Annotated in this window: 25 protein-coding genes; 9 read left to right on the top strand and 16 right to left on the bottom strand. The window is 59.9% G+C overall.

The genetic code is table 11. The annotated features are described in order from the left end of the window. Nucleotides 1-12: 12 nt before the first annotated feature. The 4 genes from AC3EMD_RS04105 to AC3EMD_RS04120 are packed head-to-tail and all read right to left on the bottom strand — an operon-like array spanning nt 13 to nt 2,763. On the bottom strand, nt 13-816 hold the full coding sequence (locus AC3EMD_RS04105; RefSeq protein WP_302073944.1) for a carboxymuconolactone decarboxylase family protein: 804 nt from the start codon (nt 814-816) through the stop codon (nt 13-15). A gap of 32 nt (nt 817-848) precedes the next feature. Continuing rightward, nucleotides 849-1,868, bottom strand: a complete 1,020-nt coding sequence (locus tag AC3EMD_RS04110) for an aldo/keto reductase (protein WP_302073945.1) — start codon at nt 1,866-1,868, stop codon at nt 849-851. Between the two features lie 20 nt (nt 1,869-1,888). After that, the gene (locus tag AC3EMD_RS04115; protein WP_016161794.1) at nt 1,889-2,452 is read right to left on the bottom strand and encodes an NAD(P)H-dependent oxidoreductase; all 564 of its coding nucleotides are present in this window, start codon (nt 2,450-2,452) and stop codon (nt 1,889-1,891) included. A gap of 2 nt (nt 2,453-2,454) precedes the next feature. Further along, nucleotides 2,455-2,763 (bottom strand): hypothetical protein, encoded by a 309-nt coding sequence (locus tag AC3EMD_RS04120; protein ID WP_016161793.1) that lies wholly within the window; start codon nt 2,761-2,763, stop codon nt 2,455-2,457. A gap of 138 nt (nt 2,764-2,901) precedes the next feature. Here AC3EMD_RS04120 and AC3EMD_RS04125 point away from each other — a divergent pair, with 138 nt between their 5' ends. Together AC3EMD_RS04125 and AC3EMD_RS04130 are read left to right on the top strand one after the other, a co-directional pair. Then, nucleotides 2,902-3,801: a LysR family transcriptional regulator gene (locus tag AC3EMD_RS04125; RefSeq protein ID WP_012540606.1), complete on the top strand. Its 900-nt coding sequence runs from the start codon at nt 2,902-2,904 to the stop codon at nt 3,799-3,801. 169 nt (nt 3,802-3,970) lie between these two features. Further along, complete coding sequence (locus AC3EMD_RS04130; RefSeq protein ID WP_008806400.1) at nt 3,971-4,246, top strand: hypothetical protein; 276 nt, start codon at nt 3,971-3,973, stop codon at nt 4,244-4,246. A 3-nt stretch (nt 4,247-4,249) separates the two neighbouring features. On the opposite strand, the gene AC3EMD_RS04135 is transcribed toward AC3EMD_RS04130, so the two are convergent. Next, nucleotides 4,250-4,822 (bottom strand): DUF1349 domain-containing protein, encoded by a 573-nt coding sequence (locus tag AC3EMD_RS04135; protein WP_023323252.1) that lies wholly within the window; start codon nt 4,820-4,822, stop codon nt 4,250-4,252. An 18-nt stretch (nt 4,823-4,840) separates the two neighbouring features. Further along, nucleotides 4,841-5,134, bottom strand: a complete 294-nt coding sequence (locus AC3EMD_RS04140; protein ID WP_042947389.1) for a YciI family protein — start codon at nt 5,132-5,134, stop codon at nt 4,841-4,843. Between the two features lie 219 nt (nt 5,135-5,353). Between AC3EMD_RS04140 and AC3EMD_RS04145 the strand changes: the two genes are divergently transcribed. The 5 genes from AC3EMD_RS04145 to AC3EMD_RS04165 all read left to right on the top strand — a co-directional run bounded on the left by AC3EMD_RS04145 (nt 5,354) and on the right by AC3EMD_RS04165 (nt 9,973). Next, nucleotides 5,354-5,683: a metalloregulator ArsR/SmtB family transcription factor gene (locus tag AC3EMD_RS04145; RefSeq protein ID WP_008806397.1), complete on the top strand. Its 330-nt coding sequence runs from the start codon at nt 5,354-5,356 to the stop codon at nt 5,681-5,683. Nucleotides 5,684-5,735: 52 nt separating this feature from the next. Further along, nucleotides 5,736-7,028 (top strand): arsenic transporter, encoded by a 1,293-nt coding sequence (locus AC3EMD_RS04150; RefSeq protein ID WP_302073946.1) that lies wholly within the window; start codon nt 5,736-5,738, stop codon nt 7,026-7,028. 9 nt (nt 7,029-7,037) lie between these two features. Further along, nucleotides 7,038-7,460 carry a glutaredoxin-dependent arsenate reductase gene (gene arsC, locus AC3EMD_RS04155; RefSeq protein WP_008806395.1) on the top strand — a complete coding sequence of 141 codons (423 nt, stop codon included), beginning with the start codon at nt 7,038-7,040 and terminating at the stop codon, nt 7,458-7,460. Between the two features lie 476 nt (nt 7,461-7,936). Continuing rightward, complete coding sequence (locus AC3EMD_RS04160; protein WP_008806394.1) at nt 7,937-9,490, top strand: peptide MFS transporter; 1,554 nt, start codon at nt 7,937-7,939, stop codon at nt 9,488-9,490. A 183-nt stretch (nt 9,491-9,673) separates the two neighbouring features. Beyond that, complete coding sequence (locus tag AC3EMD_RS04165) at nt 9,674-9,973, top strand: DUF1889 family protein (protein ID WP_008806393.1); 300 nt, start codon at nt 9,674-9,676, stop codon at nt 9,971-9,973. Nucleotides 9,974-10,034: 61 nt separating this feature from the next. Here the strand turns inward: AC3EMD_RS04165 and AC3EMD_RS04170 are convergent, their stop codons facing one another. From AC3EMD_RS04170 to AC3EMD_RS04185, 4 genes are read right to left on the bottom strand one after another with little or no spacing between them, the layout of a single operon-like run. Continuing rightward, nucleotides 10,035-11,483: an MdtP family multidrug efflux transporter outer membrane subunit gene (locus tag AC3EMD_RS04170; RefSeq protein ID WP_046881966.1), complete on the bottom strand. Its 1,449-nt coding sequence runs from the start codon at nt 11,481-11,483 to the stop codon at nt 10,035-10,037. Beyond that, a complete protein-coding gene (gene mdtO, locus AC3EMD_RS04175) occupies nt 11,480-13,417 on the bottom strand; it encodes a multidrug efflux transporter permease subunit MdtO (protein ID WP_032740978.1) in 1,938 nt (645 codons plus the stop codon). The genes AC3EMD_RS04170 and mdtO overlap by 4 nt, the downstream gene beginning before the upstream one ends. Before the next feature lie 12 nt (nt 13,418-13,429). Beyond that, nucleotides 13,430-14,455 carry a multidrug transporter subunit MdtN gene (gene mdtN, locus AC3EMD_RS04180; RefSeq protein ID WP_008806390.1) on the bottom strand — a complete coding sequence of 342 codons (1,026 nt, stop codon included), beginning with the start codon at nt 14,453-14,455 and terminating at the stop codon, nt 13,430-13,432. Between the two features lie 6 nt (nt 14,456-14,461). After that, nucleotides 14,462-14,734 (bottom strand): YtcA family lipoprotein, encoded by a 273-nt coding sequence (locus tag AC3EMD_RS04185; protein WP_008806389.1) that lies wholly within the window; start codon nt 14,732-14,734, stop codon nt 14,462-14,464. Between the two features lie 206 nt (nt 14,735-14,940). On the opposite strand from AC3EMD_RS04185, the gene yjdI reads away from it, so the two are divergent. Beyond that, nucleotides 14,941-15,171 (top strand): 4Fe-4S mono-cluster protein YjdI, encoded by a 231-nt coding sequence (yjdI, locus tag AC3EMD_RS04190; RefSeq protein WP_012540613.1) that lies wholly within the window; start codon nt 14,941-14,943, stop codon nt 15,169-15,171. 11 nt (nt 15,172-15,182) lie between these two features. Beyond that, nucleotides 15,183-15,455, top strand: a complete 273-nt coding sequence (locus AC3EMD_RS04195; protein WP_008806388.1) for a GNAT family N-acetyltransferase — start codon at nt 15,183-15,185, stop codon at nt 15,453-15,455. Nucleotides 15,456-15,497: 42 nt separating this feature from the next. Here AC3EMD_RS04195 and AC3EMD_RS04200 read toward each other — a convergent pair whose 3' ends face one another. The 6 genes from AC3EMD_RS04200 to AC3EMD_RS04225 form a co-directional block, all read right to left on the bottom strand. Continuing rightward, the gene (locus tag AC3EMD_RS04200; RefSeq protein WP_023323248.1) at nt 15,498-16,910 is read right to left on the bottom strand and encodes a cyclic diguanylate phosphodiesterase; all 1,413 of its coding nucleotides are present in this window, start codon (nt 16,908-16,910) and stop codon (nt 15,498-15,500) included. Next, the gene (locus AC3EMD_RS04205) at nt 16,907-17,812 is read right to left on the bottom strand and encodes a fimbrial protein (RefSeq protein WP_012540615.1); all 906 of its coding nucleotides are present in this window, start codon (nt 17,810-17,812) and stop codon (nt 16,907-16,909) included. Before AC3EMD_RS04205 ends, AC3EMD_RS04200 begins: the two co-directional genes overlap by 4 nt. Nucleotides 17,813-17,829: 17 nt before the next feature. After that, a complete protein-coding gene (gene fimG / locus AC3EMD_RS04210) occupies nt 17,830-18,330 on the bottom strand; it encodes a type 1 fimbrial minor subunit FimG (protein WP_012540616.1) in 501 nt (166 codons plus the stop codon). A gap of 12 nt (nt 18,331-18,342) precedes the next feature. After that, the gene (gene fimF / locus AC3EMD_RS04215; RefSeq protein ID WP_023323247.1) at nt 18,343-18,870 is read right to left on the bottom strand and encodes a type 1 fimbrial adaptor subunit FimF; all 528 of its coding nucleotides are present in this window, start codon (nt 18,868-18,870) and stop codon (nt 18,343-18,345) included. A gap of 10 nt (nt 18,871-18,880) precedes the next feature. Further along, nucleotides 18,881-21,496, bottom strand: coding sequence for a fimbrial biogenesis usher protein (locus AC3EMD_RS04220; RefSeq protein ID WP_008806383.1), 2,616 nt, complete (start codon nt 21,494-21,496; stop codon nt 18,881-18,883). Nucleotides 21,497-21,576: 80 nt separating this feature from the next. Next, nucleotides 21,577-22,281 carry a fimbria/pilus periplasmic chaperone gene (locus tag AC3EMD_RS04225; protein WP_012540619.1) on the bottom strand — a complete coding sequence of 235 codons (705 nt, stop codon included), beginning with the start codon at nt 22,279-22,281 and terminating at the stop codon, nt 21,577-21,579. Nucleotides 22,282-22,292 lie beyond the last annotated feature (11 nt).

The following is a 22,292-nucleotide window of genomic DNA, read 5'->3' on the forward strand; positions in this document are numbered from 1 at the left end:
CTTTATTCTTTTTTATTCAGCTTTGCTTTCGCGCGATCGCAATACCTCGCCGACCACCGGGGCGGCGGTAAACGCATTTGGCCATCCCGCGTAGAACGCCGCCTGGGCGACTACTTCTCCGGCCTCTTCAGCCGAAAGCCCATTATCCATGGCTCTGTTCAGGTGGTAGCCAATCTGCGCGCTCTGTCCGGCGGCGATTAACGCGCTGACCGTCACCAGACTTCTGTCGCGGGGCGTAAGCGCGGGCCGTTGCCAGAGGTCGAGAAACAGCGGGTCGGCGGTAAATTTAACCAGGCCAGGCGAAATGGGGCTGACATTTTTTTCCACGGTCTCTGCACGCTGTTTCTCTACCTGTTCATTGAGTGGCAGCAGCGTTGGCGAGGCGGCGGGCAGGGCCTCTGCCGTGATGCCGCGGGCTGCAAAGATCGCTTTGGTCACGCTGACGGCTGACATTGCATTGGGCCAACCTGAGTAGAACGCCAGATGGGTAATGATCTCTGATACTTCCGCTGGCGTCACGCCGCTATCGAGAGCGACTTCAATATAGTGCTTCAGCTCGCCTGGCTGGTTGCGGGCAATCAGCATGGCTACAGTCACGATGCTGCGGTCGCGGGTGGACAGGGCGTCACGTTGCCAGAGGTCGTTGCTGATGGCCTCGCGGCCGAAGCGCGCCAGCGCCGGGGAGACCGCGTGAATATCAGCGTCCACAAGGGTGGAGGGGGGAATTTTCATCATAGCTTCATCTCTTTGTTCGTTGGCATAAGTAAAATCAGACAGCACAAGCGACAAGGCTGCCGCGGCAATCACGTTTTTCATGTTTTATTCTCCCTGCTGAACAGGACAGAGGGTTACCGCGTCCACACCTGAGGATGGTCTTTGGCTTGCGGCGTGTTTTGCGCCATCACGCCTGTGAGAACGTGCGGCTGATAGGCTTCTTCCAGATAACGGATTTCTTCCGGGCTCAGTTGAAGGGCCACAGCGCTGACCGCACCGTCAACATGGTGCTTTTGCGTGGCGCCGACCACCGGGGCGGTGACTTTAGTCAGCAGCCAGGCCAGCGAGATTTCGGTCATGGAGACCTGATGCCGTTCGGCAAGTTCGGCGACGCGGGCAATAATGATCCGGTCCTGTTCTGCCGTGCCGTCGTATTTGCCCCGGGCATAATCATCTTCCACCGCTCGCTGCGTGTAGCCTTCTAAACGCGAGAGACGGCCGCTGGCCAGCGCGCTATAGGGGGTCATGGCGATATTATCTTCTGCGCACAGCCCGAAGAGTTCTCGTTCGTCTTCACGCATAATCAGGTTGTAATGGCTTTGCATGGAGACAAAGGGCGTCAGCCCTTCGCGTTCGGCAAGGGCGTTCGCCTTCGCCAACTGCCAGGCATAGCAATTGGAAATGCCAATCGCGCGCACCTTGCCGGCGGTCACGGCGGTGTGCAGCGCCTCCAGCACGTCGATAACCGGGGTGTTGTGATCCCAGATGTGGTAGATGTAGAGGTCGATGTAGTCCATCCCGAGGTTTCGCAGACTCTGGTTAAGCGAGCGGGCTATCGCCTCTTTTCCGCTGATCCCCTCGGCTATCTGGGCAGCGGTTCGTGGCAGAAACTTGGTGGCCAGCACCACCTCCTCGCGTTTTGCCATCTCCCGCAGCGCCCGGCCAACGTACCGCTCACTGGAGCCGTTCTGATAGGCGATGGCGGTATCGTAAAAATTGATGCCCTTTTCGAGGCCGTAGCGAATGATGTCCCGGCTTGCTGTTTCGTCAAGCGTCCAGCGATGCTGGCCCGTCAACGGATCGCCAAACCCCATACATCCCATGCAGATGCGGGAGACCAGTAAGTCACTTTTACCGAGCCGGGTATACTGCATCGTTATTTTCTCCCTTTGGATTATTCCACCAGAGTTTTAAGCTGCGCGATCAGTCTGGCCGCGTGCTCCCGGGCACGCGCTTTTTGCTGGGCGATTTTGTCGGCATCCCGGTCGGCGTAGCTGATGCCGCAGGTATAAACCGGCGCCAGCAGCTCAAGATTGCACAGCCTGGCCGTGGTCTCGAAAGGAAGGAGGTACTCTTCAATGGCGTGGCCAAAGAAACCGTCAGTGGTGTAGAGCGTCTGCGGTGCCCCGGTAGTGAAAGAAAGAAGGAGCTTTTTACCGCCCAGTTTCGCCGTTGAGCCATGCGCGAAGCCGTGAACAAAGACCTCGTCCAGCCATTGTTTCATTAACCCGGGCAGCCCATACCAGGAAAAAGGGAACTGCCAGACAATCACATCCGCCTTCAGCAGGCTTTCCTGCTCTGCGCTGATGTTGAATTTGCCGTCCGGATAGAGCCAGTCCAGACGACGAATCTCAGCATCGGGCAGGTCGGTCGCCACCTCGTCGAGGATGGTGGCGTTGGCGATGGAAAGATTGAGATCCGGATGCCCGGAAACGACAAGGATACGAGGCCTTTCCATCGTTACTCCTGATGTTTAAATTCGGCAGAAAAGAGGTTTTCCCAGCTAATAAACGAGCCGAGTGGAATACACTCGAAGGTTAATAAACCCGCTTTTGCCAGCGGAAATTCGGCCATGACGTTATTCGCCTCTTCCACGGTGTCGCATTCGAGGAAAATAGCGACGCCGGGTCGGTCCTGACGGAAATAGATGTCGCGGATAAAGCCAGACTTATACAGTCCCCAGGCATGCAGGGCTTCCGCGGTAAGATGCGGCGCATAGTGTTCCAGCGTCGCGTCGGGCGCGGGAATATCCAGACATAAAATTCGCATAGTTGTCTCCGGAAAGTCGTTATCAGCGGGAAGAGACAAAAGTATACGAGCCCCTGATGGCGAAGATTAGGCGGTCATTGACTTAAGAATATTTAGCCTGTACTTAATAATCAGGCGAGGTTGGCTTAAGGAGATGCTATGAATAACGCGCTTTATAATCAGATACGCATTTTTCAGAGCATTGCGCGCGAAGGCACTATCTCGGCCGCCGCAAGGAAATTAGAAATCACGCCGCCGTCGGTCAGCAACGCGCTCAAGCTGCTGGAGGAGCACATTGGTCATCCGCTTTTTGTGCGCACTACCCGGCGAATCGAGCTGACGGAAACCGGGCAACAGCTGCTGGAGCAGACTGCGGCGGCGGTGGAGGTTCTGGAAACATCGCTGGAGAGCCTCCGCGACCAGAATCAGGAACCCTCCGGAGCAGTGAGAATAACCCTCTCGCGCTTTGCCTACCTGCTTATTTTGAAACCGGCGATGGCGGCATTTTGTCAGCAATATCCGGGGATCCAGCTGGAAATATCGGTCTATGACGGTACCGTCAATATTATTGAAGAACGATTCGACCTGGGGATCCGCTTTGGCGATATTCTCGAAGGCGGAGTGGTCGCCCGCCCGTTAATGAAGCCGTTTCGGGAAGGGTTATATGCCTCCTCAGCCTATCTGGCCGAATATGGCGTGCCTGCGGTGCCCGCCGATCTTAACCATCACCGGTTGATTGGCTATCGCTTTATTACCAACAACCGCATCCTGCCGCTGATCCTCAATGACCACGGCGAGCAGCTCACCGTCGAGATGCCGGGGCAGTTAATCAGCAATGATATTGACGTCATGGCCGACGGTATCCGCCATGGACTGGGGATTGGCCGCTTGTTTGAACCCATCTGGCGGCTACAGCCCGATCGTGAACAGTTTCTACCGGTGATGGAGGACTACTGGAAAACCTATCCGCCGGTTTATCTCTATTACCCGAAAAACGCGGGCAGAACGAAAAGGGTGAAAGCCCTGATTGATTTTCTGATAGCGCATACCGCGGAATAGAGGCTATTTGCGTGCGAAATGTCTGAAGGCACCGGCCCTGTCTTTCTCTCAGCCTTAACCCTATACTCCCTGCGGATAACGCGTTTTTATCGCGGTGCATTTTGCCGTGCAACGGCTCATCCCATCGTCAACGCGATGGACGGGGAATATCAATAAGGGAGAGGCAGCAATGGGCAGACGCTTCATGGTCTGTATGTTCGCGCTGGTGGCGTTTTCGGCCAGTGCAGCGCAGGGCGTTCACGGTGGCCATAACGGGCAGTCGGTAATAGCTGGCGCCGACGGCGGCAACGGTTCGAACGGCGGCGATAGCGATAATTCCTCGGGTCGGGCAGGGTGCCCGGGCGGCACCGATCCTGATAAGCACGGCCATTTTTACCTGCCCGGCACCCGCGAACCCTGCAATCCTGGCCCTCAGGATGCAGAGAAAGTCGGGTCTTCCCGCTAGCATTCAGCTCAGATCGTGCAGCGCTTTGTCTGATGGCGGGGAAAGCTGGATATCCTGAAACTCAACCGCCAGTCCCGCGCGCTCCGGTGAGCAGCACATGACGCCCGCTTTCACCGGGCCTGGCGGAAAGTAGCCGAGCCGCAGCAGCGGCCAGCGCTCGCCGTCGGTCGAATACTGCAGCCTTAACGCATCGCCCTTGCGGGTCAGCCGCAGCCAGAAGGTGCGCGGGTCGCCGGGAAAAAGCCCGGTGGCCCAGTCGGAGTGGGTTAGCGTCAGTACGCTGCCGATGGCCGGGGCATCGTCATTGAATTCAATCCCCGCCTTCAGCCAGGTCTGCTCGTCCGCCATCATCATTAGTCCAGCCTGGTCGTAAAGCGTGGTGAAATCGGCACATATTTTTGCCTGTAGGGTAAAATCACCTTCCACCTCAGTAGCATAAAGATGCCCAGAGAAGCGCTCGAAGCCATACCAGGTATGGCGCCAGAAGTCGGTATGCTTATCGGTGACCACCGTCAGGCCGTCGGTATCGCGGCGCCACTCGGCAGGTTCATTGATCCAGTGAAAGGACGGCTGCATTTTTCCTCCGGGATACGCTTATAACAGCGACTGCAGTACGGGTGACGCCATGCTGGCCTCAAAGGGAATAATCTCGGTACGGGCGAGACCCAACTGCTGGAAGGGATCCTGACTCAGACGCGATTCCAGCATTTCCCGGCTGGCGCATTTCGCCAGAATCACCCCGCCGGTGCGGGGAAGGCGGCGGCCGGAGGCGAGAAAGAGGCCGTCAGCATAGCCTTTTTTGAGCCATTCGACGTGGGCGGGAATGGCGTCGTCCACCTCTTCGAGCGGTTTTATATACGTTAAAACAACCACATAAATCGTACTCATCCTGAAAACCCTGTCAATCCGATGGGATCGCCAGCCTGACACATTTCGGTGAGGGATAAAAGAAAGCGCGGCATTTTTCCGTGCTATTGCACAAGGGAGGGCGTGTAGCCACTCAACGGGGGCTTATCGCAGGCGTGAAATAACATATATGTTTTTACGAATGTATATTGATCTTTATTGGTGGTTCCGTATGCTGTCCGTCACGCTTGAGGAGAAATCATGTCTTTATTGCCCCTGCAACTGTTCAAAAACCTCGCCGATGAAACCCGGCTGGGGATCGTATTGCTGCTCAAGGCGCGTGGAGAGCTGTGTGTTTGCGATCTCTGTACGGCGCTCGCCCAGTCCCAGCCCAAGATCTCCCGCCATCTGGCGATGCTGCGGGAAAGCGGGCTGCTGCTGGATCGTAAACAGGGTAAATGGGTCCATTACCGCCTCTCTCCGCAGATGCCGGCCTGGGCGGCGCAGGTGATTGAGCAGGCCTGGCTCAGTCAGCAGGACGATGTGCGGATGATGGTTTGCAGACTGGCTGACGGGGCGGGTTGTCAGTAAAAATTTTATCTAAACATATCTGTTTTTTCGAATGTGATTGACGGGGGTAATCATGTTGCTGGCAGGCGCGATTTTTGTCCTGACCCTGGTGCTGGTGATCTGGCAGCCGCGGGGTTTAGGGATCGGCTGGAGCGCGGCCTTTGGCGCGGCGCTGGCGCTGGCCACCGGTGGAGTACAACTAGCCGATATCCCGGTGGTGTGGCATATCGTCTGGAATGCGACCGCCACCTTTATCGCCGTTATCATTATCAGCCTGCTGCTTGATGAGTCTGGCTTTTTTGAATGGGCCGCGCTGCACGTTTCCCGCTGGGGAAGAGGGCGGGGTCGTCTGCTGTTTACCTGGATTATCCTGCTCGGCGCCGCGGTGGCGGCGCTGTTTGCCAACGACGGCGCGGCGCTGATCCTCACCCCCATCGTGATTGCCATGCTGCGAGCGCTGGGATTCAGCAAGGGAACGATGCTGGCCTTTGTCATGGCCGCCGGATTTATTGCCGATACCGCCAGCCTGCCGCTGGTGGTGTCGAATCTGGTGAATATCGTTTCGGCAGATTTCTTTGCCATCGGCTTCAGGGAGTACGCTTCGGTGATGGTGCCGGTCGATCTCGCGGCGATCCTCACCACCCTGGCGATGCTGCACCTGTTCTTTCGCAAGGATATCCCGCCGGCCTGGGATATGGCGTTACTGAAAGCGCCGGTCACGGCGATAAAAGATCCGGCGACGTTCCGCACCGGCTGGGGCGTGCTGCTGCTGTTGCTGGTCGGCTTTTTCGTTCTTGACCCGCTGGGGATCCCGGTCAGCGCCATCGCGGCGCCGGGAGCGGGGATCCTGTTTGCTGTCGCGAAGCGCGGGCGGGTGATTAACACCGGCAAGGTGCTGCGCGGCGCCCCGTGGCAGATCGTGATCTTCTCGCTGGGAATGTATCTGGTGGTGTATGGCCTGCGAAACGCCGGGTTAACGGATTATCTGACCACGGTGCTGAACATGCTGGCGGAGCGCGGGCTCTGGGCCGCGACGCTGGGCACCGGTCTCCTGTCGGCCTTCCTCTCTTCAATAATGAATAATATGCCCAGCGTACTGGTCGGCGCCCTGTCGATTGATGGCAGCGCGGCAACAGGGACGATCAAAGAGGCCATGATTTATGCCAACGTCATCGGCTGCGATCTGGGGCCCAAGATCACGCCAATTGGTAGCCTGGCCACGCTGCTCTGGCTGCATGTGCTGGCGCAGAAGCACATCACCATCGGTTGGGGGTATTATTTCCGCTGCGGCATCACCATGACCCTGCCGGTGCTGCTTGTGATGCTGGCCGCGCTGGCGCTGCGTCTCTCCTTCAACCAGCCATGAGAACGTACTATGAGCATCACCATTTACCATAACCCTGACTGCGGCACTTCGCGTAATACCCTGGCGCTGATCCGCAACAGCGGCGCTGAGCCCACCATTATCTATTATCTGGAGACGCCGCCATCGCGCGATGAGCTGCGCCAGCTGATCGCCGCGATGGCGATCCCGGTACGTGCCCTGCTACGGAAAAACGTTGAACCCTACGACGCGCTGGGGCTGGCGGAAGACCGGTTTACTGACGATCAGTTAATCGACTTTATGCTTCAGCATCCGATCCTGATTAACCGTCCGATCGTGACAACGCCGCGGGGCACCCGACTCTGCCGCCCGTCAGAGGTGGTGCTGGAGATCCTGACGGCGTCGCAAAAAGGCGCGTTCGTGAAGGAAGACGGTGAGCCAGTCATTGATGCCGCAGGGCAGCGTGTGAAATAACTCGCGAAAGGCGCCGGCTTTGACTCCCGGCTGCCTCACTTCCCCTCCCGTCATCCTCCGCGACAAACACCGTGGGCCAGGATAGTCCCTGATAGAGAAATATTGCCACTTAGCGTGGTTTCTACATCATTCCACCTGTTTTCCTTACTTTTTCTGTCGTTATCCTGGCTGCCGAACTGAGCCGCTATAGATCCTCGCCTTAGCGTTAACTTTCTGTTTTTTAATAAAAATAATCGGATTTGCTGCGCTAATATAAAGTCAATGCTGTTTATCTTTTTATGAACGTTAAATCTGTAAAACTAGATGTTTGTCGACTTTTCATCTAAAAAGGGAAGGTAAGGGGCTGGACAAAACCATTGCGTGGTTATCAAATGGTTAAAAATGCTCGCGTTTGATGTTAATGCAAACAAATTATAAATCGTCAGCCCGCTTTATACGGTTAACTTGCGCTGCGGCGCACCTTACCTGGAGAATTTATGCATTCCTCTGTTAATAAAAACGAAAGCCGTACCTTTTTCGGCCATCCTTATCCGCTGGGCTCCCTGTTTTTCACCGAAATGTGGGAGCGCTTCTCGTTTTACGGCATCCGTCCCTTACTGATCCTGTTTATGGCGGCGACGGTGTACGACGGCGGGATGGGACTGGCGCGGGAGAACGCCTCGGCGATCGTCGGGATTTTTGCTGGCAGTATGTATCTGGCCGCGCTGCCGGGCGGCTGGCTGGCGGATAACTGGCTTGGCCAGCAGCGGGCCGTCTGGTACGGCTCTATCCTGATCGCCCTGGGGCACCTGTCGATCGCCCTGTCGGCATGGCTGGGCAACGACCTGTTCTTTATCGGTCTGATGTTTATCGTCCTCGGTTCCGGGTTGTTTAAAACCTGTATCTCAGTGATGGTCGGCACCCTGTATAAAAAAGGCGACGCGCGCCGCGACGGCGGTTTTTCGCTGTTCTATATGGGGATCAACATCGGCTCGTTTATCGCGCCCTTGATCTCCGGTTGGCTGATTAAATCCCATGGCTGGCACTGGGGCTTCGGCATCGGGGGGATCGGGATGCTGGTGGCGCTGGTCATTTTCCGCGTCTTTGCCGTGCCGTCGATGAAGCGCTATGACGCGGAGGTCGGCCTCGATTCCACCTGGAACAGCCCGGTGGCGAAAAAGAATGGCGTCGGAGCGTGGCTGCTGGCGCTGGCCCTGGGGGTGGCGGTGCTGGTCACGCTGATTAGCCTGGGCACGATCGTGATTAACCCGGTGGCGGTGGCCAGCGTGCTGGTCTATGTGATTGCCGCCTCCGTGGCGCTCTATTTCATCTGGCTGTTCGTCTTCGCGGGGCTGAACCGTAAAGAGCGGGCGCGCCTGCTGGTGTGCTTTATTTTGCTGGTCTCGGCGGCCTTTTTCTGGTCCGCGTTTGAACAGAAACCGACCTCCTTTAACCTGTTTGCTAACGACTACACCAACCGGATGATCGGCGACTTTGAGATCCCCGCGGTCTGGTTCCAGTCGATTAACGCCTTGTTTATCATTCTGCTCGCGCCGGTATTCAGCTGGGCGTGGCCTGCGCTGGCGCGTAAAAACGTGCGTCCGGGCAGTATGACCAAATTCGTGATTGGCATCCTGTGCGCAGCGGCGGGCTTTGGCCTGATGATGCTGGCGGCGCAGAACGTCCTGAGCAACGGCGGGGCCGGTGTGTCGCCGCTGTGGCTGGTGGGCAGCATCCTGATGCTGACGCTCGGTGAGCTGTGCCTGAGTCCGATTGGTCTGGCGACCATGACTCTGCTGGCGCCGGAGAGAATGCGCGGCCAGATGATGGGCCTGTGGTTCTGCGCCAGCGCGCTGGGTAACCTGGCGGCGGGCCTGATTGGCGGTCACGTGAAGGCCGATCAGCTGTCGCTGCTACCGGACCTCTTCGCCCGCTGCTCCATCGCATTGCTGATCTGCGCCGCCGTGCTGGCCGTGCTGATTGTCCCGGTCCGCCGGATGCTGGAGAACAGTCGGTCCAGCGCCGGGCAAACATCCGTCAGCAACGCCTGACGCGATCCTCAGGCCGGCCCTACGGGGCCGGCTTATTTTTGTACGAAACCCGCCTCAGCAGAACAAAATCCCTTTTTCAGAATGCGCGATGTCCCATAACGTGAGCGTGTTCTTTGAAATCACCTCACTTTCCGGTCCATAGTGTAGTCAGGTTTACTATGTGGTTAATATAAGGACACACCTATGCCAGCAGTCATTGATAAAGCATTGGATTTCATCGGTGGTATGAATACGTCTGAGCCAGTACCACAGTCTATGGATGAAAGTACCGCGAAGGGAATTCTCAAATATTTGAAAGAGCTGGGCGTGCCCGCTACCCCGGCCGACGTCGCTGAACGCGGGCAGCAGCAGGGCTGGAGCGCCGGGTTTACCGACAAAGTGGCGGATTGGGCTGAACGGATCGCCGCCGGCGAGCGGATGGTCATCAAGCATCCGGAATTCTTTTCCACCTATATGCAGGAGGAGCTGCGCGCCCTGGTGTAATCGCCGCGCAGCCACCCCGCCTCTTCTGTTAAATGCCTTCCCCTCGGGGAAGGCATTTTTGTTACTGCCCGCGATAGCCGCCGCCCAAGGCTTTGATCAGGGTAATGTCGGTGCTCAGCCGCTGGGCTTCAATGTCCAGCAGCAACAGCTGCTGGGCGAGAACCGCCCGCCGGGCCTCTTCGGCGGCGTAGCGGCTGAGCAGGCCGCGCTGATAATGGGCGCGGGCGCTGTCGGTGGTGGTCTGCGCCGCGGTGACCTTTAGCTGCTGCAGCGCGCGCTGTTGGTTCAGATCGTTAAGCTGGCTGGAGCTGATGGCGACATCGCGCACCGCGTCCAGCACCGCCTGGTTGTACTGTTTGATCAGGATGTTGCTGGCGGTGCGCACCGACTGCAGATTAGCGTTCAGACGACCGCCGTCGAAGATTGGCAGATACAGCCCGGGCAGCAGGTTGATCTGCTGGAAAGAGGACTTAAACAGATCCCCGACGCTCAGGGCGTTATACCCCCAGAACGCTTTGATATCAAAATGAGGATAGAAGGCCGCTTTCGCCGCATCGACCTGGCTCAGGGAGGCAGTCACGTAGCCGCGCAGCGCCTGCAGGTCCGGACGGCGGGCCAGCAGCTCGAAAGAGAGCGACGACGGCAGCGTCTCCTGGAGCGCCGGCAGCGCCACCGGATGGATGGCCGGCATGCTCTGCGCATCGGCGCCGATCAGCGCCCGCAGGGTTTCACGATACTGGGTCAGCATCCCCTCGGCGCTGATGATCTGCTGGCGAGCGGCGAGCTGCTCAGCCCGGGCATTGGCCACATCCACACTGTCTTCCATGCCGCGTTGGGTCCGGTGCTCATGGGCCGCTACCGAGAATTGGGCAATACCCTCCAGCTCCTGCAGCAGCGCGATTTTCTGGAACGTCGCCTGCATGGCGAAATAGAGCTGCGCCACGCTGCTGGCGATGTCTAGCTCAATGCCGGCGGTCTCCGCCAGCCGGGCATTTTTCTCGCCAATGGCGGCGGCGACCCGGGCGCGATCGGCTCCCCAGAGATCGATATTCAGCTGCGCCCCGACGCCAACGGTATTCAGCGTATACCAGGGACCGTTCTTATCCACCGGCAGGGAGTACGAGTAGGGCCAGCTAAAGGATTTGTCGGTGATCCGCAGGCGGTTTTGCGCCGCGACGGCGGTGGCCTGCAGGCCCATCGCCGAGCGGGCGAGCTCCACCGTGGACTGCGACTGGGAGATACGCAGTCGGGCAGCCTGCATGGTCGGCGAGTTCTGCAGCGCCCGGTTGATCAACATGTTGAGCTGAGGATCATCATAGGCCTCCCACCAGCGGGCTGCCGGCCAGTCGCTGTTCGCCAGGTGGATCACCTGCGCCAGCTGGGCCTGCTGCGGATTGACGATGGCGACCTGGGAAGGCTCATCCTGGATCAGCGCGCAGCCGCTGAGCAGCGTCAGCGTCAGGGTAAAGAGAGTGACCCGCAATCGCGCGGGGAAAGGAAGCATCATCATGACGTTTTAGCCTGTTGCTCAGTCGCTAGCGGTGTCGGGCCCCAGTCGGGCAGGGCGGCCAGCGCGGTAGCCAGCGCCGGGCCAAAGGGGTTGCGGAGATCGGCGGCCAGCGTCCCGTCAGGCGCTGCCGCCTCCTGTTCGATACGTTCGGCGTAGCGCCGCAGCTGTTCGGCGCAGCGGGCCAGCGTCGGGTCTCCCGGCGCGGCGTTGAGCCGGTAGCCTTCGCTGAGGCGGGCGATCTCCTCGGCCTGGGCGAGGGTGGCGCGCATCGGCCAGCCTTTCGCCTGGGGCCAGGGATGGGCCCAGGTGCCCAGCGGTTCAGCGCGAACCCGATGGAGCAGCGCTTCGCTGTCGGTGAAGGCGACAAACAGGGGAGCCAGCGGCACCGCCTCCTTCGGAGCGGCGAGACAGTCCGCCAGCCGGCGATAAAGCGCCGCAAGACGGGATTTCAGCTGTGGTGCTTCGCTGTCCGGCCAGAGATACAAATGGACAATGGAGGAGACCAGCACCCCGAGCAGGATGCCGAGCACCCGATCCCGCAGCTCGGTGAGGTTCGTCAGCGGGCCAAACCAGCTGAGGAAGGCCAGCGCAAAGGTGAAACCAATCTGGATCCCGGCGTAGGCGATACGCTCCGAGCCGGCGGCAATCCACGCCGCCAGCGCCAGCACCGGCAGAGACATCGCCAGCAGGCCCGACAGCGAATCGGTCCAGGGCTGAACAAAGACGATTAACAGCAGCGCCAGCAGGGTGGCGAGCAGCGCCCCGCCGATACGCAGCCATGTCTTTTGCATCGTGGCGCCCAGCCCGGGCTGGGCGACAATGACGCAGCTCAGCATAATGGTGTGCAGCCCTTGCCAGTCGGCAGCGGTATAGAAGACATAGCAGATTAGCGTCGCCAGCAGGGTCTTGAGCGCAAAATGGAGATAAGCCGGGTTGCGCCAGGCGTCCGGCGCCAGCAGGGGCGCCTTCTCCACCTCACCCTGCGGCAGGGCGACGGGCTCACCCTGCGCCAGCTGCTGCAGGAGGGTAGCCATCTCCTGCAGAACCGCGTGATTAATGCCACGACCGCTGAGCGCCAGGGGAGGAATGGCGCCGTCAAACTGTTCCTCGCTGAGGGCACTCTTCAGCTTCAGTACCGCCTGCGACAGCTGCTGGCGATCTTCGCTATCTGCCTCGTCTGCTTGCAGCAGCGCCGCCAGCTGATAGCAGCGCAGGGTGGCGGCCAGCCGCGAGCGCCAGGCCTGCGGTTCGGCGGCTATCTCCGGCGTGGCCCGGCTGGCCTGGGCGAACAGCGACTGCAGCTGGTTGAACTGCGCGGCGGTCTCGCCGAAGGTCGGTGGCGCTTCATCGCCAGGAGCCGTCAGCCGCCGGGCGACCTCGTGCAGCATCCCCGCCAGGCGCGCCTTAAACTGGTTGCCGGGAAAGGCCTGCTGAAAACAGGCGTTGACCAGCAAAGTGACGAGGATCGCGGTGTTAATCGCCACCCACAGCCAGAGCAGCAGCCGCACCAGGATCTCGCTCTGACTGGTCATTGACGGGAAGGTCTGAGCATAAATCACCGCCAGCGCCACCACGAAAAAAGCCAGTCCCAGCTTACCCAGCACCCGCATCAGGTAGATGGCGCAGAAAAAGAGCGCCACGGAGGCCGCCAGGCGGATCAGCGGGTAGTCATAGGTCCACTTGATGATCAGCAGCACGCCGCCGAGCGCCACGGTGACGGTAACAAAAAAGACCACGCTGACCAGCTTGATCATCAACACGTTAGGCTGACTGACGTAGAACACGACGATCAGCGCAACGGCCAGGAAGGGGATCTGCAGGGTCATAAACATGGTGATGAGCACCGCGCAGCTCAGCGTCAGGCGCAGCGTGTAGCTGGCGCGTCCCGGCGCGTCGCGCAGCTCCTGGCGTAAAAAATGGGCGAGAGGAAACATCGCGTCCCCCGGCTACGGCTGCAGCACGGCGCTGGCCGAGGCGCCCATGCGGAACAGCGCCGGATCGGGATCGCTGACGGCGATTTTCACCGGGAAGCGCTGCGAGACGTGAACCCAGTTAATGCTTTTTTGGATCAGCGGCAGCCCTTCGATGACGCTCCCGCCTTCGGGCAGGACCCCGGAGCCGACCGAATCGACTACCCCGTTAAAGGTCCGGTTGTGGTTGGTCATCACGGTGATCCGCGCCGCCACGCCGGGGCGCACGTTGTTCAGATCGGTCTCGCGGAAGTTAGCGATCACATACCAGCGGTCGTCATCCAGCAGGGTAAAGACCGGCTTCAGCGCCGAGGCGTACTGGCCGACGGTAGTTTTCAGCGCCACCACCACGCCGTTGAAGGGCGCACGCACTTCGGTAAATTCCAGATGCAGTTCGGCGAGGGCGATTTGCGCCAGGATCCCGGCGCGTTGCGCCACCATGGCATCCACGCCGGTCACGGCCGCCGAGGCCTGTCTGGCCTGCAGCAGCGTGGCCTCCAGCTCCGCCCGCGCCGCTTTCTCAGCGGTGCGCGCCTGATCGAGATCTTCCTGGGAGGCAAACCCCTGCGGCACCAGCGGCTCAAGGCGGGTGCGCGTGGAGGTGGTCTGCTTGACCAGCGCTCTGGCGCGCTCGACGGCGGCCGCCACCGACTGGGCGTTATACTCCTGCGCTTTGATGGTGCGCTGGGTCAGCATGATCTGCGCGTCGAGGGTCGTCAGCCGCGCTTTCGCGTCATCGAGCATCGCCTGATAGGGACGGGGGTCGATGCGGAACAGCAGATCGCCTTTTTTCACCCGCTGGTTATCGCGAATGGGCATCTCCACGATGCGTCCGCTGACCTCGGGCACCACATCGATGGTATCGGCATAGACATAGGCGTCATTGGTCTCCGGCGAGGTTTGCAACTGCCAGATAACCAGGATCAGCGCCAGGATAGCGGCAAGGACCAGCGCCAGCAGAGGCCACTTTTTGCGTAACAGGGGAGTGCGGGAAGTTGTCATAAGCGATCAGTGAACAAAAAACAGAAACCACAGCAGCGTGGCGAACAGGAACATCAGCGCGACATAGCTGAAGACCAGAGGAGAAAAGCGCGGCTGCCAGCCTTTACGGGTAATCAGGATATGGCAGGGGATCAGTAAAAACGCACCGCCCAATAAGCAGAAAAACCAGCCGGGGAACGCGGCACCCAATACCGGGATCGCGGGCGAAAGTGAGCAGCCGGAAAGCGGCAAGACGAGCAGTAACCGCGCCGGGCGGGCGATGGTGGCAATATGATTCAATAGAGCATCCCTGAGTGATCATACCAGTGTGTGATGAGTGTAATCGCCTCGTTGCGGGAATGAAAGTCAACGGATCGCCGACTGCGGGATCCTTACCCGATGGGAAAGCATGATGTGAGGCGCCAATTCCCACGCTTACGCGTAGTCAGCCGCGACGTGTAGGACTATGCTTAGCCTGAAACATAAAAAAAGAACGAGGCAATGTCATGGATAAGGAATTACTGGAAGCGGGCTACCGGGCCTACACCGGAGAGAAAATCGACGTCTACTTTAATACGGCGATCTGTCAGCATTCGGGGAACTGCGTGCGCGGCAGCGCGAAGCTTTTTAACCTGAAGCGTAAACCGTGGATTATCCCGGATGAAGTGGATGTGGCGACGGTGGTAAAAGTGATCGATACCTGCCCGAGCGGCGCCCTGCACTATCGTCATAAATAAGCGAGGAGAAGATGGAAATACTGGAAGGGCACAACAAGTTTTATGTTAACGACGCGCAGGGAAACCAGGTGGCGGAAATTGTTTTTGTTCCCACCGGCGACCACCTCAGCATTATCGAACATACCGATGTTGATCCCAGCCTGAAAGGCCAGGGCGTGGGGAAACAGCTGGTGGCGAAGGTGGTGGAAAAAATGCGCCAGGAGCAGCGGAAGATCATCCCTCTCTGCCCGTTTGCCAAACATGAATTCGATAACACCCGCGAATACGACGATATTCGCGCCTGACGTACCGGCACCGGTGCCAACCGGTGCGCTTTTCTCGCGCCATCAACGATCCGCCGGATCGCGCTGATGGGAAAAGCGGCGGATCAGATCCGGGAGATGCTCGCGCCGCATCGGCGGTGAAAACAGATAGCCCTGGAAACGGTCAATACCCAGCGATTTTAACTGCGTAAACTTCGCCAGCGAATCCACCCCTTCCGCCACGCAGCGGCTGCCGCTCAACTGGCAGTAGTAGGCCAGGCTTTTTATCAGCGCAAGCGCCTTCTGATCGTGCTGAGCGTCGTTGACGATACTCATATCCAGTTTATAGGCATTGAAGTGCAGGCGACGCGCCGGAAAGATGACGCTCCCCTGAGAAAAGCAGTCGTCCAGCATCACCCGCACGCCAGCACGTTGCAGTTCCTCCACCTGGGCGGTGGATCGGCTCTGACGGCGAAAATCGATGGTTTCAGCATATTCCAGCACCAGCCTTTCCACGCCCTCTGGCTGCCGGAGCTGCTGGCGAGCGGCTTCCACCATCCGCAGCAGGCTATCGCTGGCGGCGAGCGAGGAAGGAATATTGACCGAAAAATAGAAAGTACCCGGATGCTCATTAATATTCTGCACGGCCTCCTGCAGGACAAAGGCCGTGAGCAGCAGCCAGGCGTAGTCGGCGCGGAACTGCGGCAAAAAAGCCTGCGGATGGAGAACCTGGCCGCGGTGGCGCCAGCGGATCAGGATCTCCACCCCCTGTAGCTGTGAGCGACTATCGACGATAGGTTGAAAAACCGGGAAGACCTGGCGATCGTGGATCGCTTGTACCCATTCCTGTTCAAACGCCGACAGTGAGCTGGCGGATGAGCGCGGTAGCAGCGTACGCGGAAAGCGGGGGGCCAGATGCGGGTGATATTCCACCAGCTTTTTCACCCCGGCCAGCCGCTGGGTGTAGAGCGTTTTCTGGCTCAATCGGAGACGCCGGGCCTGCTCGCCTATCGTCTGCCCTTGCAGCAGGGCGAGGATCACTTTGAACTCGGCATGGCTCAATCCGGCGGCTCGTTTGTCGTTGAGCAGGGCGGCTTCACTGGCAAGCCGCTCAAGTCGCGGTGCGTTCTCCAGCCGATCGGCCAGCTCCGTGCAGGAGAGATCGGCGGGGGCGGTATGGACGTTGCGCAGACGATCCGGATGGCTCACCTGATAAAGCAGCGTTTGCCACAGCCAGATGGCCGGGCTGCGGCTCAGAATCAACATCGGTAACGGCTGCAAGGCCTGGTCGAGCAGCCTTGCCGCCTGGCGCAGCGTGGTGAGCATCCACAGGGGATCGTCAGGGAGAAACACCACGATCCGCTTCACGGCGGTCAGCTCCCGCAGGGACACGCCCTCGACCGGCAGCTCAACGGGCCGCTTCGCGGCGTTCACCATCAGCTGGCTCAACCCGCGGGCGGCCAGCGAGCAGGGTGAGAGGATATAGTCGGTCATCATTGATAGACAAAGGTGATGCCGATGATCGACTGCACGTTGCCGGCAGTGACCTGGCCTGTGGTCCGGGCATAGGTTGCCGTCAGACCGAGATTAACTGGCGAGGTACTGACGGTGCCCAGCGAGACCGTGCTGTTCGCCGGCACGGCGCTGCCGTTGCGGGTCAGCTGAACGCCTATCCCCTGCGCCGGTGAGGCGGAGGCGGTATTGGTGAAGATCGCGTTGGCGCTATCCGCGGTGGTGCCGGAGAGGTAATACCCCAGCTGCTGGCTTTGCGCGCAGTGCACGGTGAGCGGCACGGCCATCGATCCCGGGTAGTCGGGGAGGGTGACGGTGACATCGCGGGCGGAGACATCGCAGCCGCCGGTGGGGACCACCACGTCGTTGTTGGCGTAAATGTTCCAGATGAACTGGAAGGAGTCGCTATTATAGTTGTTGGTCTGATGCAGGATCAGCACCGCGATTAACGATCCTGCGGTGATCGCCACCCCACCGGCGGTGCTGACCGGCGTCAGATACAGGACGGTGGGCCAGGGCTTATCGGTCCGTGAATCGTAAACCACCCGCGCCGTTTCCGTGGTGGTCGGGAAGGGGTAAGAGGTGCCGTTATATTTCACGGTGCCGGAGAAACTCGACAGCACGCCGCCGTAGGCGGATCCGCGCTGCAGGGTGACGTAGTCAGTGATCGTTTCCGGATAGTCGTTATGGCAAAAAATCTGCGTGGAGAGGTCGACCACCAGGTTTTGCCCGACGTTAACCGCCGGTGTCAGATTTACGTAGACGTTGGCTGACCCGCCGCCGATGGGGATCGTCGCCCCGGTGGCCGTTTTGCAGGCAAAGGACCAGGCGTTCATCGACCAGCCCAACAGCAGCAGGGTGGTGAACAGGGGGATAATTTTTTTCATCATAATGCTCTCCTGGCTCAGGCGTAGGTATAGGTGACGTTAATCACCGCCTGAATGGTGCCTTGCGTGGCGCCGCCGTTGACGGACAGGGCTCTAACCTGCAGCGGGAAGCGAGCGGACTGGCTGGCCTCATCCACCTGTACCGACTGGCTGCTGCCATTGTTCAGCGTGGTGCCGTCCTCGCTCTGCAGTTCGAGCTGAATATTGCCCGCCGTTCCCTGGTTTTTGTAATAGCCGGTACTGTCCGCCGTCCCGCTGAAGGTGGCCTTCACCCGTGAAGTACCCACGGGGCAGTTACTGAGATCCAGCGCCACACTGTGCCAGGCCGATGCCGAGCCCGCGCCGATCAGGCTAAAGGTATAGAGATCGCCCAGCTCGACGGTGGCATTGACGGTGGAAACCGTGCAGGGTCTGGCCACCACCTTCCCGTTGACGGTGAGGGTGACGTCGGCCGCCCGCAGGGAAGCGCTCGCGGTTAACAGGCCGGCCAGCAGCCAGCCCACGTGGGTCCATTTCATTTCAGCCTCCGCTTACTGAAATTCCAGCGTGAATGTCGCTGTCGCATTGACATGCCCGGCGGTGACGGGCACCTGAGTGGCCATCAGACGGGCGTAAAAGTTGAGAATGTTGGTCTGGCCCGGCGTCAGCGTGGTCCAGGACATGGCTGACGACGGCGCATTGACCGGCAGCCGGGACTGCTGCTGATCGAGAATTTCCACCCCCATTCCCGCCGCCGCCGAGGCGCCGGCATCGAGTTTTAACAGGCTGGTGTTGACGCTGTCCGCCACGCCGGTGAAACCAACCTTCACCGCGGTGACGGAAGTGCCGCAGGGCGACAGCACGATGCGGAACGGCACCGGCGGCGTCGTCGCCCCGACGGCATAAAACTGCTTCGCGGCGTTGTCCTGAAAATCGACGGTGAAATCCTTCGACTCGCCGGCCACTGCGCAGGCGTTGTCGCGCACATAGCCGCTGATGGTGATCGTGCTATCGGCAGCGAAGCTCAGCGGCGCGGCCAGAGTGAGCAGAGCGCCCAGCAGATACTGCAGTGTTTTCATCATGATCTCCTTAGCGGCACGCGGCCGACAGCTGGCTGAGCGCCTGCTGCTGACTCTCCGGCGGCAGACGATAATCGGCCACGCACTGAGCGTCCGGGCCATCGCCCCATTTCACTCGCACCTTGCCCGCCAGCGGCATCCCGCTCAGGTAGACCTGGCCGTTATCCGCGACGATGCTGCCGCTCTGGTTGCTGTCGCCGGTGGCGAGGGCGCCAAACGGCACCGGTTTGCCGCGATGGGTCAGCGTCATCAGGATCTTCATTCCCACCTGCGCGTTAAAGTTGGCGCGGACGATCGCCCCATGGGTCGGCACCACGCTGACCACTGCATCATCAAGGTCGACATTGTCTGCCAGGGTGTTGGTGTCCAGCGCGATCCGGTTTTCGCGATACTCGGTGGCATAGGGCAGGACGGCATACCCGCGCCAGTCGGTGCGTACCCCGGTCTGGTTTTCCACCTTCACGCCGCCGGCGCCGGGGGCTTTCACCAGCACCACGGTATCGTTCAACGGCTGGCTCAGGGTGATGCCGTTGGCGTGCGCCAGCACGCCGCCGCTGACCCCGTAGTAGAGCTGTTTAAAGCCGTCGCTGCGGCTGTAGCCGACGTTGGCGTTGCCGTAGCCGCCGCGGTAGTTGAGCGCCGTATAGCCTGTGCTCCCGCTGTCGCCGTTGCCGCCGCCGGCATAGCCGGTCTGCACGCTATAGCTGAGGTTGTTGTCTTCCAGCAGGGTGCCGTACAGGCCCGCCAGGTTAGTCATGCGGCCATTGAGATCGTGCGACAGGCTGTAGCTGGCGCTGGCGTGCCGCCAGACTGAGCGGCTATCGGAACGCAGCCAGTGGCTGAAGGGGATATTGACGTTGACCGCCAGCATCTGATCGCGCCCTTGCTGCCAGGCGTTTTTGGTCAGGCTGTAACTTAGCGACCAGTTGATATCGTCTACGGCGGCGTTGAGGCCGGCCTGCAGCTGCTCATCGGCATCGTCGGTGCCCCAGTAGGTCTGGTGGCTGCCGCTGAGATAGAGGGTGGCGGTGCGCCCCAGCTGCTGGGTCACGCTCAGTTGCACCTTGCCGCGCTTGCTGTAAGCCAGATTGTAGTAGTCGGTAAATTTGGGTTTCACCTGGATAACGCCGTCCTGAGTTTCCACACTGTAGCCGCTCATCCGGCGGTAGGTGGTATCGGCAAAGTTATAGTAGCCGCGGGTGGAGTAGCGGTAGCCCACCAGCTGCAGGTTAGTCCCGGTCTCATCCAGGGATTTGTTATAGAGGAAACGCACCGACTGTCCCTGATGCTCGCTGTCGTCCGCCAGCGTGGCGTTGGCCTGGGTGATATCCAGCGACAGGGCGCCGAAATAGCCCATGTTTTTCCCCACCCCAAGGTTAAAGGCGCGATAGCGGTCCGCCAGCTGAGTGCCGCCGTACAGGGTCCAGCCGGCCGGCAGGCCATGCATGGCCGTGCTCTGGAAAAAATCGGGCGTTTCCTGTTGGCTGTTGCCGCTGCGGTACTCCCCGGCGGTGAGGGCGAAGCGGGTATGGCCTTCACGCTGCAGCACCGGCACCGTTGACCAGGGCACGCTGAAGACCTGGCGGGAGCCATCCGCTTCTTTAATCGTGACCTGCAGATCGCCGCCATTGCCCGCGGCGTAGAGATCGTCGATGGTAAACGGCCCCGGCGGCACTGTGCTCTGGTAGATTTCATAGCCGTTTTGTTTGATTGACACCTGCGCCGTGCCGCGGGCGATCCCGTGGATCACCGGCGCGAAGCCTTTCTGGCTGTCCGGTAGCATATTGTCGTCCGAGGCCAGCTGGGCGCCGCGGAAGTTGATCCCGTCGAAGACATCGCCGTTGGTATAGCTGTCCCCGAGGGTCAGCCGCGAACGCAGAGGCGTGATGTCCCGCTCAAGCCAGCTGTTAACGTGCTGCCAGCGGTTTTCACTGGAGGAAGCGCTGCCGCTGCCGCTACTGTAGCTCCACGTGCTGTTATCGCGCAGACGCCAGGCGCCAACGTTCAGGCCGCTCTGCAGATTCAGATAGGCGTAACGGCTGCTGCCACCCGTGGTGTTATGGACGTTATTGCCCGTGAAGTTATAGTTAATCAGCCCGGCGGTGATACCGTTATCCCACAGCTCCGGCGGAATATAGCCGCGCGCGCGGGTGCCCATAAATGCCTGAGGCACGGTGAGATACAGACGCTGTTGGCCGACGTCGAAGCGTGTAGTGGCTTCGCTGATAAGCGTCGTTAGCGGCACGCAGGCTGCGCTGTCCAGCGTCGCCATGCCCGGCACCCGACCGGTATCCACGCCCATGCTCGCCAGCTGGCCGCGCGTCAGACAGGGCGACAAGCCATGGCCCTGCGCGTCGGCCTGGAAAGTGACGTCCCGGGTGGTCATAAAACCATTGTTGAGATAAATATCGACGCGATAGGTGCCTGGCGGCACCTCCTGGCCTTTTTCAAATCCCGACAGGTCAGCCACCGCCGCCGGATCGTCAGCTAAGAAGCGGGGGTTAAAATAGAGGTCCGCCCGCGCGGCAAACGGCTGTGAGCAGAGCCACAGCGTCAGCGCCGGCGTAATCAGGCGCCGGGCGCTTCGGCAACCCCAATGGTCCAGTCCATATTTTCGATGTGACATAATCCCTCCGGTCCGACGTTGCCCGGCTGTCAGTGCTTCTGGTCATGCGCAGCGTGGCCCGCGCGGCGGGGTACTCTGGGTTAACGCAGTACGCCATTCATTTTCGGCGTCAGCGCGCCGTAATCGTTAATCGTGCGATAGGTGATGGTGCTCCCGGCATCCGCGGGCAGCTTGACGCTGGTTTTGCCCATCGGCGGCACGAGGGCGTTTTCCAGAATGCGCGTCCCGGCGTTCAGTTCGGTCACCGTCAGGTAATAAGGGGTGGGGTTTGTCAGCGTCAGCGACGATCCGCTGCGGCTAAAGGTCAGCTTTTCCGCCGCCTGATCCGGGGGCAGGGCCAGTTTTCCCGGACGGTAGTAGAGCTTGATGCGGCTGATAATCGCCAGCTGCAGGGTATTGTCGCTGAGCTTGGATTTATCCATCGAGGGGATCGCCTTCACGTTCATCCAGAACAGGCTTTCCCGATCCTGCGGCAGCTGGTTATTGGTGGCGTCGATAATGCGCAGGGTGTTCTCTTTTTTGCCCTGCATGGCAAACAGCGGGGGAGTGATGACAAACCGACCGTCTCGCTGACCATCGGCATTTTCCACCCATGACTGAATAAGCCAGGTGCTGTTGTCGTCATTATTGGTCACCGCGAGCTGGACCTGCTTCTGTCCCGCCGGGTAGATAACCCGGGTCGCGCCCAGCGCGACGCCCGCCTGCGCGCTGGCGCTCAACGCACCGGCGACGAAAAGTAAACATCCCGCCAGTATGCCGCGTGTCGTCGTTGCCATTTTTCTCACGTTATCTCCTT

Source organism: Klebsiella sp. PK18 (genome assembly GCF_057784655.1).